The 12,936-nt window shown below is 41.4% G+C and carries 11 protein-coding genes and 1 tRNA gene; 5 read left to right on the top strand and 7 right to left on the bottom strand.

Annotated elements, in window-relative coordinates; translation table 11 throughout:
• The first annotated feature begins 709 nt into the window (after window positions 1-709).
• Entirely contained in the window at window positions 710-1,720 is a 1,011-nt protein-coding gene (locus tag COR50_RS13245) for a terpene synthase family protein (RefSeq protein WP_098194429.1), read from the top strand.
• A gap of 134 nt (window positions 1,721-1,854) precedes the next feature.
• Here COR50_RS13245 and COR50_RS13240 read toward each other — a convergent pair whose 3' ends face one another.
• The 3 genes from COR50_RS13240 to COR50_RS13230 all read right to left on the bottom strand — a co-directional run bounded on the left by COR50_RS13240 (window position 1,855) and on the right by COR50_RS13230 (window position 3,894).
• Window positions 1,855-2,343 carry a hypothetical protein gene (locus COR50_RS13240; RefSeq protein ID WP_157760823.1) on the bottom strand — a complete coding sequence of 163 codons (489 nt, stop codon included), beginning with the start codon at window positions 2,341-2,343 and terminating at the stop codon, window positions 1,855-1,857.
• A gap of 584 nt (window positions 2,344-2,927) precedes the next feature.
• Window positions 2,928-3,011 (bottom strand) — tRNA-Leu (locus COR50_RS13235).
• 70 nt (window positions 3,012-3,081) lie between these two features.
• Complete coding sequence (locus tag COR50_RS13230) at window positions 3,082-3,894, bottom strand: 2,3,4,5-tetrahydropyridine-2,6-dicarboxylate N-succinyltransferase (protein ID WP_098194427.1); 813 nt, start codon at window positions 3,892-3,894, stop codon at window positions 3,082-3,084.
• A 134-nt stretch (window positions 3,895-4,028) separates the two neighbouring features.
• On the opposite strand from COR50_RS13230, the gene COR50_RS13225 reads away from it, so the two are divergent.
• From COR50_RS13225 to miaA, 4 genes are all read left to right on the top strand, one after another.
• Entirely contained in the window at window positions 4,029-4,598 is a 570-nt protein-coding gene (locus COR50_RS13225) for an L-threonylcarbamoyladenylate synthase (RefSeq protein WP_098194426.1), read from the top strand.
• 87 nt (window positions 4,599-4,685) lie between these two features.
• Window positions 4,686-6,110 carry a CCA tRNA nucleotidyltransferase gene (locus COR50_RS13220; protein ID WP_098196229.1) on the top strand — a complete coding sequence of 475 codons (1,425 nt, stop codon included), beginning with the start codon at window positions 4,686-4,688 and terminating at the stop codon, window positions 6,108-6,110.
• Window positions 6,111-6,210: 100 nt separating this feature from the next.
• Complete coding sequence (locus tag COR50_RS13215) at window positions 6,211-6,783, top strand: IS1096 element passenger TnpR family protein (RefSeq protein ID WP_098194425.1); 573 nt, start codon at window positions 6,211-6,213, stop codon at window positions 6,781-6,783.
• 68 nt (window positions 6,784-6,851) lie between these two features.
• Window positions 6,852-7,760, top strand: a complete 909-nt coding sequence (gene miaA, locus COR50_RS13210) for a tRNA (adenosine(37)-N6)-dimethylallyltransferase MiaA (RefSeq protein ID WP_098194424.1) — start codon at window positions 6,852-6,854, stop codon at window positions 7,758-7,760.
• 67 nt (window positions 7,761-7,827) lie between these two features.
• Here the strand turns inward: miaA and COR50_RS13205 are convergent, their stop codons facing one another.
• From COR50_RS13205 to COR50_RS13190, 4 genes are all read right to left on the bottom strand, one after another.
• Window positions 7,828-8,241, bottom strand: a complete 414-nt coding sequence (locus COR50_RS13205; protein ID WP_098196228.1) for an SPFH domain-containing protein — start codon at window positions 8,239-8,241, stop codon at window positions 7,828-7,830.
• Between the two features lie 61 nt (window positions 8,242-8,302).
• On the bottom strand, window positions 8,303-9,118 hold the full coding sequence (locus COR50_RS13200) for a hypothetical protein (RefSeq protein ID WP_157760821.1): 816 nt from the start codon (window positions 9,116-9,118) through the stop codon (window positions 8,303-8,305).
• Window positions 9,119-9,334: 216 nt separating this feature from the next.
• Window positions 9,335-10,075, bottom strand: a complete 741-nt coding sequence (locus COR50_RS13195) for a hypothetical protein (RefSeq protein ID WP_098194422.1) — start codon at window positions 10,073-10,075, stop codon at window positions 9,335-9,337.
• Window positions 10,076-10,655: 580 nt separating this feature from the next.
• On the bottom strand, window positions 10,656-12,932 hold the full coding sequence (locus COR50_RS13190; RefSeq protein ID WP_098194421.1) for a redoxin domain-containing protein: 2,277 nt from the start codon (window positions 12,930-12,932) through the stop codon (window positions 10,656-10,658).
• Window positions 12,933-12,936 lie beyond the last annotated feature (4 nt).

Here is a 12,936-nt window from a genome sequence, read left to right as displayed (position 1 = left end):
GTTGCGCGATAAATTTTGCATTAAATATATTCAAACATTATTGTCCGACTAAATTTTAACCGGGGAGCAATTTGATCCCTCATTAGTTCGATTCAATGTTCATCGGCTCGTTTCTTGTACTTTTTTGTTCACCCCAAAAAGCACCAAAAAAGGGCACAAATTGGCCCTTACGGCCACCAATTTGATCGCTCGATCTGGCATTTCTACTACTGTATGGCTTCGCTATTAACAGTGCGAAGTTCCACTGTTTTGTTGGTGTGGCTGAATAGATCATCCTTCGCTTACATCCTTGACCAGGTAAGGAATCCAAATAAATTTAATGCAATTTTAGCCGGACGACAAGGATATTCAATTTGGAATTATCTACACGTTCTTTCAATTTGCCCCGGCTCTTTTGGCATAAACGCGGCGGCTGCCCGGCGAACTTAATTTTTATAAGCTGGTATTTCAATATTTACAACCCGAAAGTAATAGCAATGCAATAGGAATTTAGCGCGAAAACCTGAAAATTGATATATATATTTCATTATAATGCAAAATGGCTTATATTAGCTTAACCATTCGATCAATCGATGGCTAACCCTAATTCTACCTGAACATCGGAACCAGCATTATGTTTAGGACCCGGTCATATTACGTTGAAACCTAGTTTAACCCGTATTTACCCTAATTTTTAATTATAATTTTTTAACCCTAAATGTTGATCCAAATGTCGTCCATTATTTCACATGAAGCGCTTGTTGCAAAGCTCAAACATCTACCCCAGCCTAAGTATCCATGGCCGAATTCAATCCATCCAAATTTTCTTGAAGCGAGGCAATCATATTATGCATGGATTGACCGCGATTACAAGTTTCAAAGTGAATCAGCCCGTAAAAAACATAAAAGTCATAACCTGACGGATCTGGCGGCCCGCGGATTCCCCTACTTACGTACCCTCGAAGAGCTTCGTCCCGTAGCTAGTTACGCGGCGAACGGGGCCATGATGGATGACTATTTCGATCGTTGTTCCCGGCAGGAAATGCTTGGCATCGTGCAACACATCATGGCGCTATTAAAAGGAGAGGAAACCGAAGAGCCGATCAACAATGGATTCTTGCGCCAATGGTGGGTGCTACGGCAAGATGCGCTTCAATGCGACATCCCGGCGAGCATTTACCGAAGATTCATAGATACCATCGCGGATACATTCAACGGTTATGCCGAAGAGAAAGCCTATTATGCTGCCAATATAATCCCACCGCTGGCCGTATATACATTGATCAGGGAGGCTACCAGCGGCGCTGTTCCCTTTTGCAAGTATGTATGTATGCAGAAAGATTATCGCCGCTTACCCGATGCCATTCTAAATCATCCGCACCTACTCCGTATAGAGGTTATTTGTGCCCTGCTGATCGGGATGCACAATGATTTCATCTCCTTGCCGAAAGAACTCATGAGGCCCGGCGATACGATGAACATCGTGAAAGTATTCCAAAACGAGCATAAAATGCCATTGGAAGAAGCTTATATGGCAGCGCTGGCGCATCATGATAATTATTTGAAGGAGTTCCTGGTACTGCAACAACATTTACCACGATTTGATGACGAATGGAAAAACATGGTAGCAGAATATGTGGAAGACCTCGGTATAATGGTTTCCGGTGTTTATGCTTGGCATACTAATGACACAACAAGGTATGTTCCGGGAGGTTATGTAGAGGGTGAGTTTGGGGGGTGATAAATGTTATTGCTTTCATTAGCAACTGGCACCATAGCAATATCAATAAAAATCTCCGTATTCCTTATGAAAGGATATGGCACCCGGTTTTATGCGAATACGCGGTACAGTCAACAATTTCTTTATCATCTTGACTATTGAACCGCTTTAAAACTTTGATTGCTAAATGGTGGCGTAGAAGGAACAATAATAACATTGAACTCATGCTTGGTAGCCTGGTGACAACTATTGCAGGTTGATGTGAGAGTCATGAAGCTGTTTTTAAATTCTTTGATGTTTTTATCCTGGATAGCATTGCTTACATTTTGTAAAGGTTGTTCGATCATATCAATAGAATTGGTTTCAGGCCTATCGGTGCAATATTTCGTAATATCATCTAAGCTTTCCTTGATTTCGTTGATTTCAAATTCAGCTAGGTCCCAGTTGTTGTTTATTCCTGCAAACCATAACTTGTCGTGGTGTACTTGTATATTGCCCATAAATTCACCGAATCCGGGTTTATAAGCATTATCCAGTTGATGTTTCAGGCTGTCTATCTCCGCCTGTAACCCCGGTATCTTACTTTCCTGCTGCCGGCAAGCAGCAAGTACAAACATTACTGACAAAACCACTATATATTTCATTCCCGGTTTACTTTTGTAATGAAGCAATTATTAGTGTAATAAATTTACGCAATAAAGAAATATTATCATATTGACGTATTATAGGCCAAGTAACAGGAAGCCCTGCCGTTACCCACTGATACATATAACACAAATGGAGGGTTTAGGTTAAGACGGATGCCCACAGGTGTAACTATACGGTTGAAGCGTTAAATACCGTAAATCACGGATAAGCAATCCCGATGCCTTCCAGGATATGATAAATTGTTTGAAGGCGACCTGGTTTGTTAAACCCTACATGGAGCAATCGGATACCCAGTGCACAGTTATGCATTCTGCCGGGATGTGACCACGTTGGCCTGATTCAATCCCCTGCCATTTTTGAGCGGATTGTTATTCCTTACCTGAGAATGTGAAAGAAAGAAGTTTTTCGGACACGACAGTCGTTGTATCATGCCGCTCAAAGGTAAGACCGGCTTAGCAGCCTAGAGAAGAGGAAATAATTTTCGCGTGTCTATTATGTGCGGCAATAGTGGCAAAAGCGCACAAAAACGGCATCCACATAAAAAAATAGGTTGTAAGTAAAGTACTTACAACCTACCAGGTGCCCAAGACTGGATTCGAACCAGCACGTCCTTGCGAACGCTGCGACCTGAACACAGTGCGTCTACCAATTTCGCCACTTGGGCAGCCCCTCGTTTTTAAGAGTGGGCAAAGATAAAGATATAATTTCTTAATCTCCAAATTTTTATGCAAAAATTAAACGGCAACATTGAATTCTCTCAACGTATCGTTTAAGCTCGTTTTCAAATCCGTAGATGCTTTACGTTGACCGATGATCAACGCGCAACTTACCTGGTAATCACCTGCCGGGAATTTCTTCGTGTAAGAACCGGGGATCACCACGCTGCGCGCCGGTACCCTACCCTTGTATTCTACCGGGGTTTCGCCACTCACATCGATGATCTTAGTGGATTGCGTCAATACCACGTTGGCGCCTAATACGGCTTCTTTTTCAACGTGAACGCCTTCTACCACGATACAACGGCTCCCCACGAAAACACCGTCTTCAATGATTACCGGGCTGGCTTGTAACGGCTCCAATACGCCGCCGATACCCACGCCACCGCTCAGGTGTACATGTTTCCCGATCTGGGCGCAAGAACCGACCGTTGCCCAGGTATCTACCATCGTTCCCTCGTCAACATAAGCGCCGATATTAACATAAGAAGGCATCAAGATAGCGCCCTTCGCAATGTACGCGCCGTAGCGTGCCACGGCATGGGGTACCACGCGAACACCCAATTCTTTATAATTGGTTTTCAATTTCATTTTATCATGAAATTCAAAGGGGGGCAATGACATCGTTTCCATGGGTTGAATGGCGAAATACATCAGGATCGCCTGTTTTACCCATTCATTTACCTGCCAGCCGTTCGCCGTTGGCTCTGCCACGCGTAAATGTCCCTTGTCTACCGATTCTATTACAGCCCTCACCGCGTCGGAGTAGGTATTGTCTTGCAACAAAGCCCTGTCGTTCCATGCAGCTAGTATCAATTCTTTTAATTCCATTGGTTCTAAATTTTGCACAAAAATAGGGCTCATTTCGGATTTATCTTAGTGATTTGTTCTATAGGCTTGTATAATCTGTCTATACGGGAGGATCAAATGAATTATTTTTTCAAGGATTTACTAATTTTGTATTTATGGATTTCGAAAAGGATATCGTGAATTGTTTGCAAGTTTTAAGGCAAGGTGGTACTATTTTATACCCTACTGATACCATTTGGGGCATCGGCGCCGATGCTACCGATGAGATGGCTGTACGCAAGGTGTATGAACTCAAACAACGGGACGAAAAAAAGAGCTTGGTCATCCTGCTGACCGATCACCGCGATCTCAAACATTACATCGCGAATCCCCCGCATGATATCGATTCCATTATCGGCGGCTTTGACCGGCCTACCACCGTTATTTACCAGGGCGCCATCCACCTGGCTCCTAATGTCATCAATGAAGACGGTACGGTAGCTATCCGCTTCGTCCGAGATACCTTTTGCCGCCACCTTGTAAAAAGGTTGCGCAAGCCCCTGGTCTCCACTTCCGCTAATATCAGCGGGCAGGCATCCCCGGAGAATTTCGCCGCAGTATCTTCCGAAATTAAAAAAGGGGTGGATTACGTCGTGGAATACCGGCAAGATGATACGGAAAAACACCCGCCATCTAGGATTATCAAACTGCACCAATCCGGTGATTTTGAGGTAATTAGACCCTAACATTTCTATAATAATTCAGGACTTTACGCTTCGTTTGACTACATTTGCGGGCAAACAGAGGAAAATTTTTATAATATAATGGCCAAGATGCGTTTCGATATACCTGTTTCACCGAAAGAAAGAACCTTATTCGAGCTGGTAGCAATGGCTGCCGGGGAGAAAAAAATGCCTACCTATATCGTGGGCGGCTTCGTTAGGGATAAGTTGCTGAACAGGAATACCAAGGATATTGATTTCGTGTGTATTGGCGATGGAATCGACCTGGCAAATGCCCTGGCCGACAAGTTGGAACCGAGGCCCAATGTAAATTTCTTTAAAACCTTCGGTACGGCCCAGATAAAATGGTTCGATTTTGAACTGGAATTCGTGGGCGCCCGCAAGGAAAGCTATAACCGCGATTCGCGGAAACCCATGGTGGCCCCGGGCACCTTGGAAGATGACCAGAACCGCCGCGATTTCACGATCAACGCGATGGCAATAAGCCTCAACCCGAGCAATTACGGTCACCTGGTTGACCCTTTTAATGGAATGCAGGCACTGGAAGACCAGGTGATCCGCACCCCCCTGGAACCCGGCCAAACCTTCAGCGATGATCCGCTTAGAATGATGCGGGCTATCAGGTTCGCATCCCAACTTAATTTCAAGATCGACCCGGCTACTTTTCAATCGATCAAGGAAAATGCCGCGAGGATCAAGATCATTTCCCAGGAGCGCATTACCGACGAGTTTAACAAGATCATGCTCTCCCCCAAGCCTTCCCTCGGGCTCGACTTATTATACAAGGCGGGTTTATTGAAGTTGATTTTCCCGGCCATGATCGACCTGGTTGGAGTAGAAATGGTAGAAGGTAAAGGGCATAAGGATAATTTCTACCACACGTTGCAGGTTGTTGATAATATTTCTAAAAATACCAAGGACTTATGGTTGCGTTGGGCTGCCCTTTTGCACGACATCGGCAAACCGGCCACCAAGCGTTTCGAGGTTGGCCATGGATGGACTTTCCACGGGCATGATGCCGTAGGCGGAAAGATGGTGCCCAAGATTTTCTCGAAGTTCAAACTCCCGATGACCGAAAAAATGCGCTTTGTTAAGAAATTAGTAGAATTGCATTTGCGCCCGATCAGCTTGACAAAGGAGAATATAACGGATTCGGCTATACGTAGATTATTGTTTGATGCAGGGGATGATATTGGCTCGTTGATGATGCTCTGCGAAGCGGACATTACATCGAAAAATAAGGCTAAAGTGAAAAGGCACCTGGAGAATTTCGAAATGGTTAGGAGCAGGTTGAAGGAAGTAGAGGAAAAAGATCGCGTCCGCAATTGGCAACCTCCCATTACGGGAGAATTGATCATGGAAGTATTTAATTTGCCTCCCGGCAGGATCGTCGGTGATTTGAAAAATGCGATCCGCGAAGCTATACTGGATGGGGAAATAAGTAATAATTACGAAGAGGCTTACCAATTCATGTTGGAAAAAGCAAGGGCATTTAACTTGACCCCTGTTAAATAAATTCATAATTTTACATAATCGGGCATTTTGCATTTGAATTCGGACGACAATAAATCACTACAACAATATTTAATCTTAAACATTACATAACGTTACATATATGCCGGTATTGAAATTCAGAGTTTACTGGGAAGAAGATGAAAGTGTTTATAGAGACATCAGCATTAAACCTGATCAAAGTTTCTTTCAATTGCATCAAGCTATCTTGACAGCCTTTGAATTTGACAGTAAACACAAAGCTTCGTTTTTCAGGAGTAACGACAATTGGCAACGCGGCCGCGAAATTATTATTGAAGCTGATGACATCCAAAGGGTGGCAGAACCCCTTATCATGGTTGAAACGACTATCGGCTCGGCCGTAAAAGCGCCTAACCAGAAATTTATCTACCTGTATGATTATGCCAAGCAATGGACTTTCTTGGTAGAATTAATCGGCGTATCAAAGGATGAAAACATTAAATTGTCATACCCGGTATGTGTACGTAAGGAAGGGCTTGCCCCCAGCCAATACGGAACAAAGGGCATCATCGGCAACGATAAACTGGTGGAGATGGAAGAAAAATACGATCTTAACCGTGAAGGGATGGACGCTGACGGCTTCGGGGAAGAAGGTGAAGATGGCATTTCTGATGAAGGCAGCGACGGGGGTGAAAGCAACGATGACTCATATTAATATTTGTTCAAATAATTGATTTAACCCGAAACCAAAGTTGCCCTGCTGCTTTGGTTTCTTCATTTAGGATGGAAAGAAAGAAAAATACGGTGATCGTGGTAGCCGGGCCAACCGCAGCCGGGAAAACGGCCATGGCCATCCGTTTGGCGCAACTGTTACAAACGGAAATCATCTCCGCAGATTCCAGGCAATGTTACCGCGAACTCAGTATCGGAACGGCAAAGCCTAGCCCGGAAGAACTCGCCGCGGTGCACCATTATTTCATCAACTCCCATTCTATCAAGGAAGAAGTAAATGCGGGCACTTACGAGCAGTTAGCCCTGGGCTACGCGGCTGAAATATTTCAAAAGCGGCCTGTTGCCGTGGTTTGCGGTGGCACGGGTTTGTATATAAAAGCTTTTTGTGAAGGGATGGACGCCATGCCGAAAGTTCCTGCTGAAACTAGGGAGCGCATCCGCCGGCAATACGAAGTGTACGGTATCGATTGGCTACAGTCTGAAATCAAGCAAAAAGATGCGGCATTTTTCGAGGTTGGAGAGATACAGAATCCGCAGCGCTTGATGCGTGCATTGGAAATCATTGAAAGTACAGGGCAATCTATTTTGAGTTTCAGGAAATCTAACCCTGTTGAAAGAGATTTCAATATACTGAAAGTGGGTGTTACGTTGCCGAAAACATTATTACATGAAAATATTCACCTGCGAGTAGATAAAATGATGGATGCTGGTTTGGTTGAGGAAGTCCGATCGGTACAGGATTATAGGCAACATAATGCATTACAAACGGTGGGTTATACCGAGATTTTTAATTATTTCGATGGCAAACTTTCCATTGATGAAGCGGTGGAACAAATTAAAACCCATACCCGTCAATATGCAAAACGTCAACTGACTTGGTTCAGGAAAGATACCGCTTACCATTGGTTCGATGCCAGGGAACCGGGGAAGGTGCTGGAATTTGTTAAATCAGAGTTATAACAATGATTACATCAATGATCAACACGAATAAAAGTCGATCATTGATGCAAGTTCTGTTTTAAGCTATTTATTTATTGGCTGGTGCAGCATTTCTGCCTAATCCCCTACCCGCTTCCATAATGGGTAATCCTGCTTCCGTTGGAATATACACCACGTTGGCTTTTTCGAGGTGTTCCAACCAGAGGTAATGCAGGTACACTTCATTATTCTTCAAGCTTTCACCGATAATTTGGTTTGCTTTGGCAACACCTTGCGCGCGGATCACCTCTGCCTCAGCCAGCGATTTAGCGCTTTCCCGCTTGGCTTCAGCTTCCTGGATCGCGATTTTACGGTTTTGTTCGGCGCGTTTCAATTCTGCTTCACCGGCAAGCTGTTGTTGCCATACATTATACTTCGGGCAGCCGTATAGTCCAGCAGCAACCAGCACTAACAAGGTCGCGATGGCGCCAAAAAATGATTTAAAAAATTTGTTGGATTCCATGTTCTTAGAAGATTTCATAATAGATTTACGATTAGTTCGCTATGATAAAAATAATCATATTCTATTGAACAGGAATATATTCGTAAGTATAAGTAAATTTATTAGTAGAGTTAAAATTGGGATAATAGGTTACTCTTTCTTCTTCTAATGGATAATAATTATCTAAATATTTTGTAATCCTCCTATTAATAATATAATCGCCCTTCTGGTATTCCTCGTTAAATGAAGTTTTTTCAATTACAAAGGCTGTATGCTTTGATCCTCCTGACCATTTATTCGTAAAGGTTGAATCCTCTATCTTAGAAAAATCAGAATACATAATATAATAACTAGTCTCAGGAGACTCTTCCGATAGATACTCGACCTTGAAACGATTATTATGCTTATCATAATAATGTATCCTTCTTTCATGTTTCACAGAATTTGCATTTTTCCGAACTAAAACTTCCTCGATCATGCGATTTCCTACTACTTTCCGGCTTGTAGAGCCTCTAAAAACATAGTCATCAGGTAAATGATTTTTCAACGAATCTTCTGTTCCAATTAGGTTCATATTATTATCATATTTAAAGATTCGCTTTAAATAAGTATAAATTGAATCATAGCCAGAAACATAAGTTTGAGATTTAGGGTAAAAATTAGGATAATATTCATAATCAACCCTTGTATAGATCGTATCATCGAAGTATTGTAAGAATTGCTTAACGGTATAATTTTCATTGTAGATGTATTCTGACTTTAAATAGCCATTGTAATAAGTTTTACTAAGAAGCCACTTAGGGTGAAATGGCGTTACTACTACTTCATTTTCTTTCTTCGCACAAGAAATAAAAAGCAACATCATACTAAATACTAAGTATAGAAATTTACGTATCATAATTTATAATGATTATTAAAAGGAATTTTAGTTAGGTTTATCACACTCTACAGATTTACATTTAATTAATTAAAAACTAATTATCATTAATTGATATTTCTGTATATTTAAAGCATAGAATAATTGGCTAGCTTATGTTCTGATATTATTGAAAGCAATACTATATTACAGTTTATTAAAAATATCGTTGTGTAAACTGAATTGATAAATCATATCCTATTGAACAGGAATATATTCAAATTTCAAATGGTTAGTAGATAACGTATCATTATCCTCATCAATATTGTAAACTAATTCTTCAGAAACGTACGAGTCTTCTAAGTAGCTTAGTACCTGTATAACTGTCGTTAAAACTTTACCATAGTTGTACGTCCCTGGTACTGCATTAGGGTAAGTCAATTGATACTTACGAGGTGTACGTTTGGAACTTTCTGAGAATTTATCTGTGAAGTTTTTATTTACCAACTCGGAAAAGTTATCATAAGTCATAACATAATTGTACTCCGGATCGTCAATGTCAAAATGTTCCTCTTTAATCAGGTTGTCTTGATTGTCATAGGTATATATCTCCTTTAACATATAACTATTGCCTCCTGCTGCGAACGTACGTTCATCAGTTAATTTATTACCGGATAGCGTTCTATTTGAGATGCTATAAAATGTGTATGGCCCAGTTGAAGTACTTGCTAAAGAATCTTCGATTTTTATTAGGCTTCCATTGTCATTATAACTAAAGGTACGTTTTAAACTATTAGTACGATTGATATAAACCTTTGACTTCATTTTGCCATCTGGATAATAACTATATTCATATTGGGTTTTTGAATAAAGGGTATCGGCATTATACAACCAATATGCTATAGCGATATTATTTTCATCGTAAAAATATTGCGACTGCAATTTATCATTGGAATATGTTTTGGAACGTAACCATTTCGGTTGAAATGATCCCGGCATATTTTCATCATTGTCTTTTGAGCAAGCAGCAAAAAAATAAAGTTGCACTAAGTAATAGGCATAGAGTTTTACCTGTCATGATTTCTTTCGATCATTTAAATTAATAATAGGGAAATTGGGTTATCTTGCTTTAAATTCAGATTAACACTGCAATATAACAAAAGGCTGTTATATATTTTGAAAATATAATAACCAAAGACGCTGTAGAATAGTTTAGGTAGCTTTTACAAATTCATAATTATAACGCGTACAAATAACCGGGGTATTAATTTCCTAGGGTTCACCTTTTAATTGAATTATGTTTTTTCCTAGTTCCACTATGTCATTAATTGCAGAACAATTTGTATAACCTTCCGGGGATGACAACCCTGCATCTGGATAAGCACATAATTTTCTCCGGAATAAATTCTAGATGGATTATTGTGTCTTGCATATATTGACCAACTAGTATATTATTTAAATTCCAAAAAATCGAAAGCAAATAGCGTCAACATATTTTTCATAAACAAAAAAAGGGCCGCAACCCAAATTGCGACCCTCTATACAGTTGGTTCTTGTTAAATAAATTATTCCAAACCGGCTACTTGCTAAAAATCTCCGCTAGCTTCCGATCCATCGCGGCATCATCTTCTCCTCCTCCACCGTAGCGGCCGATTATTTTTCCATCAGGGTTAATTAAGATTTTCGTCGGTAAAGTATGAATACCATACGCTTCGGACTTATCCTCGCTCCGGTCAAATTCGCCATTGTTGAATTTCAAACCCCGTAACACATGTTTCCATACACCGATCCCATCTTTAACAACAGCTTTTTTCCAGGCGGCTTCATTCCTATCATCATCAGATACACCGATGATTTCAAATCCCTTGGGTTTGTATTCCTTGTATAACTTCAATAAGTGTGGGTTTCCACGGCGACAAGGCACGCACCAACTAGCCCAAAAGTCCAACAGCACATACTTTCCGCGGAAATCATCGAGGCTAAGCATTTTCCCGTTTATATCCTTTCCCGAAAAATTGGTGGCCATGCTACCTGGGGAGCCGGACAATAACTTGTCCATCTCCTTTTTAAATTCTACTCCATACGAAGATTGCTGCATCGCTTTCCCCATGCTTGTATACATCTCTTGCATCGATTGGAGATTCATATCCGAAGCGAGGAAACGAAGCATACTTGCGCTTAAGAAAGACTGGGGATGTTCTTTACAATAATTCAAAGAAAAATCCTTCCTTGCCTCAAAATAAGGCTCCAGCATGTCGCGGGCTTCCTGGGCCTCATTTTTTAAGACATCCAATTCTTCCTGGGGCGCCTTCCTTTTCGAAGCATCCATATACTGCTTATTTTTATCACTGTAGTTTTGCAACTCCTTACTATACCGGTCTTCGATTTTCGAAATCTCTCTCTCATAAGCATCTGATTCAAATTCAGTATAGCCACCGCCTACAGAAGCTTTGGAAATGTCCTTTCCGTGCAAGGAAACATGCATTACAGTAGGATCTACAAAAAATCTTTTATACAGCGTTTGATCATAAGGATCTGCTTGCATATCCACCAATACCAGGGCCATATCTACCGGGTGACGAATCTCCCGAGAAAAAGAAAATTTACCTTCTTTAATTTGAGCACTGTCCGTATGATACTTCCCTGTAATGTCCATGCCGCTGAGTTTGAGCCACCTTCCATTAAGCTCCGCCGTACTTTCACCTTCAAGCGTAAATGTACCCCCGTAGAGCGGCTTCTCTTTGAAAATCGAATCTAGCTTCTGATCTAAATCTTCTCCTCTCAAATTTTTTCCTATAATAATACCCTTCGGATCTACCAATACATTCGCCGGAATTGACCTGATATCAAAAATTTTCCCTACGGCATTATTCCAGTACTTTAAATCCGACACATGTGTCCAGGTTAATTCATCATCGTGAATCGCTTTCAACCAACGGTCTTTACCATTGGGTTGATCAAAGGAAATACCCAATACTGTAAACCCTTTACTATAATATTTCCTGAAAGCTTTCACCACGTTGGGGTTCTCATGCCTACAGGGTACACACCAACTAGCCCAGAAGTCTATCAATACATATTTCCCACGGAAATCCTTGATGGCAACCACCTTTCCGCTGGTATCTGCCTGGCTGAAATCCGGCACCTGTTGACCACTAGCCGTAATTTTCGCTGCATTGATTGAATTGCTAATCGCTCTTCCCGCAAAATTTTGCTTCGCTCCTGGTCCCATCTTTTCATATAATGCTTCCTGTTCATCCAGCGAAAGATCATAAGCTAGGTAGAACTTCATCACGGAAGAACTAACGGGCGATGACAGGTGCGATTCCACCCATTCTTTTTGAATGCCGGTCGTGATTTTTCTCATTTCATCCAACTTGGGTTGCAATGCGGCTAGCTTTACGGAATCTTTCTCTTTATACAAGCGGTTAGCCTCTGCATATAATTCCTTCCTACCTTTTAACGCGGGATTTTTATCAACAGCCTCTTGGAAATCATTAAAATCCTTTACGAATGAATCCCCTGAGAATACGGCATCTTTAAAATCCTCCCCTTTACCTTTAATGAGCACCTTGCCATTATCCAGGTATAGCTGGATCAACTTGCCTTCTGAATATGCTTTCCCAATACGGATCATATAGAGTCCGCCTTCACCGGGTTGAATGGTCTTATCGAAGCGGAATCCTCCTTTAATGCTGGTAACCGAATCTTCCGTACCTGCACCGCCCATTTCGGAAATGTAAATTGTTTTACCCGCGGGCATGTTCTTCAACTTCGCTTGTAAGTGTAAAGCCTCTTGAGCGAAGGCAGGAAGGATCGCTGTGCTGAAAATTAAGATTAAACTAATCTTTTTCATATGT

This window comes from Chitinophaga caeni, from assembly GCF_002557795.1.
GTDB lineage: Bacteria > Bacteroidota > Bacteroidia > Chitinophagales > Chitinophagaceae > Chitinophaga > Chitinophaga caeni.
This window is presented reverse-complemented; position numbering and strand designations above follow the sequence as displayed.

Excerpts from the sequence above, each read along its gene's own strand:
- COR50_RS13245 (WP_098194429.1), top strand. The coding sequence starts at position 710 with ATGTCGTCCATTATTTCACATGAAGCGCTTGTTGCAAAGCTCAAACAT.
- COR50_RS13240 (WP_157760823.1), bottom strand. The coding sequence starts at position 2,343 with ATGAAATATATAGTGGTTTTGTCAGTAATGTTTGTACTTGCTGCTTGC.
- COR50_RS13230 (WP_098194427.1), bottom strand. The coding sequence starts at position 3,894 with ATGGAATTAAAAGAATTGATACTAGCTGCATGGAACGACAGGGCTTTG.
- COR50_RS13225 (WP_098194426.1), top strand. The coding sequence starts at position 4,029 with ATGGATTTCGAAAAGGATATCGTGAATTGTTTGCAAGTTTTAAGGCAA.
- COR50_RS13220 (WP_098196229.1), top strand. The coding sequence starts at position 4,686 with ATGCGTTTCGATATACCTGTTTCACCGAAAGAAAGAACCTTATTCGAG.
- COR50_RS13215 (WP_098194425.1), top strand. The coding sequence starts at position 6,211 with ATGCCGGTATTGAAATTCAGAGTTTACTGGGAAGAAGATGAAAGTGTT.
- miaA (WP_098194424.1), top strand. The coding sequence starts at position 6,852 with ATGGAAAGAAAGAAAAATACGGTGATCGTGGTAGCCGGGCCAACCGCA.
- COR50_RS13205 (WP_098196228.1), bottom strand. The coding sequence starts at position 8,241 with ATGGAATCCAACAAATTTTTTAAATCATTTTTTGGCGCCATCGCGACC.
- COR50_RS13200 (WP_157760821.1), bottom strand. The coding sequence starts at position 9,118 with ATGATACGTAAATTTCTATACTTAGTATTTAGTATGATGTTGCTTTTT.
- COR50_RS13195 (WP_098194422.1), bottom strand. The coding sequence starts at position 10,075 with ATGCCGGGATCATTTCAACCGAAATGGTTACGTTCCAAAACATATTCC.
- COR50_RS13190 (WP_098194421.1), bottom strand. The coding sequence starts at position 12,932 with ATGAAAAAGATTAGTTTAATCTTAATTTTCAGCACAGCGATCCTTCCT.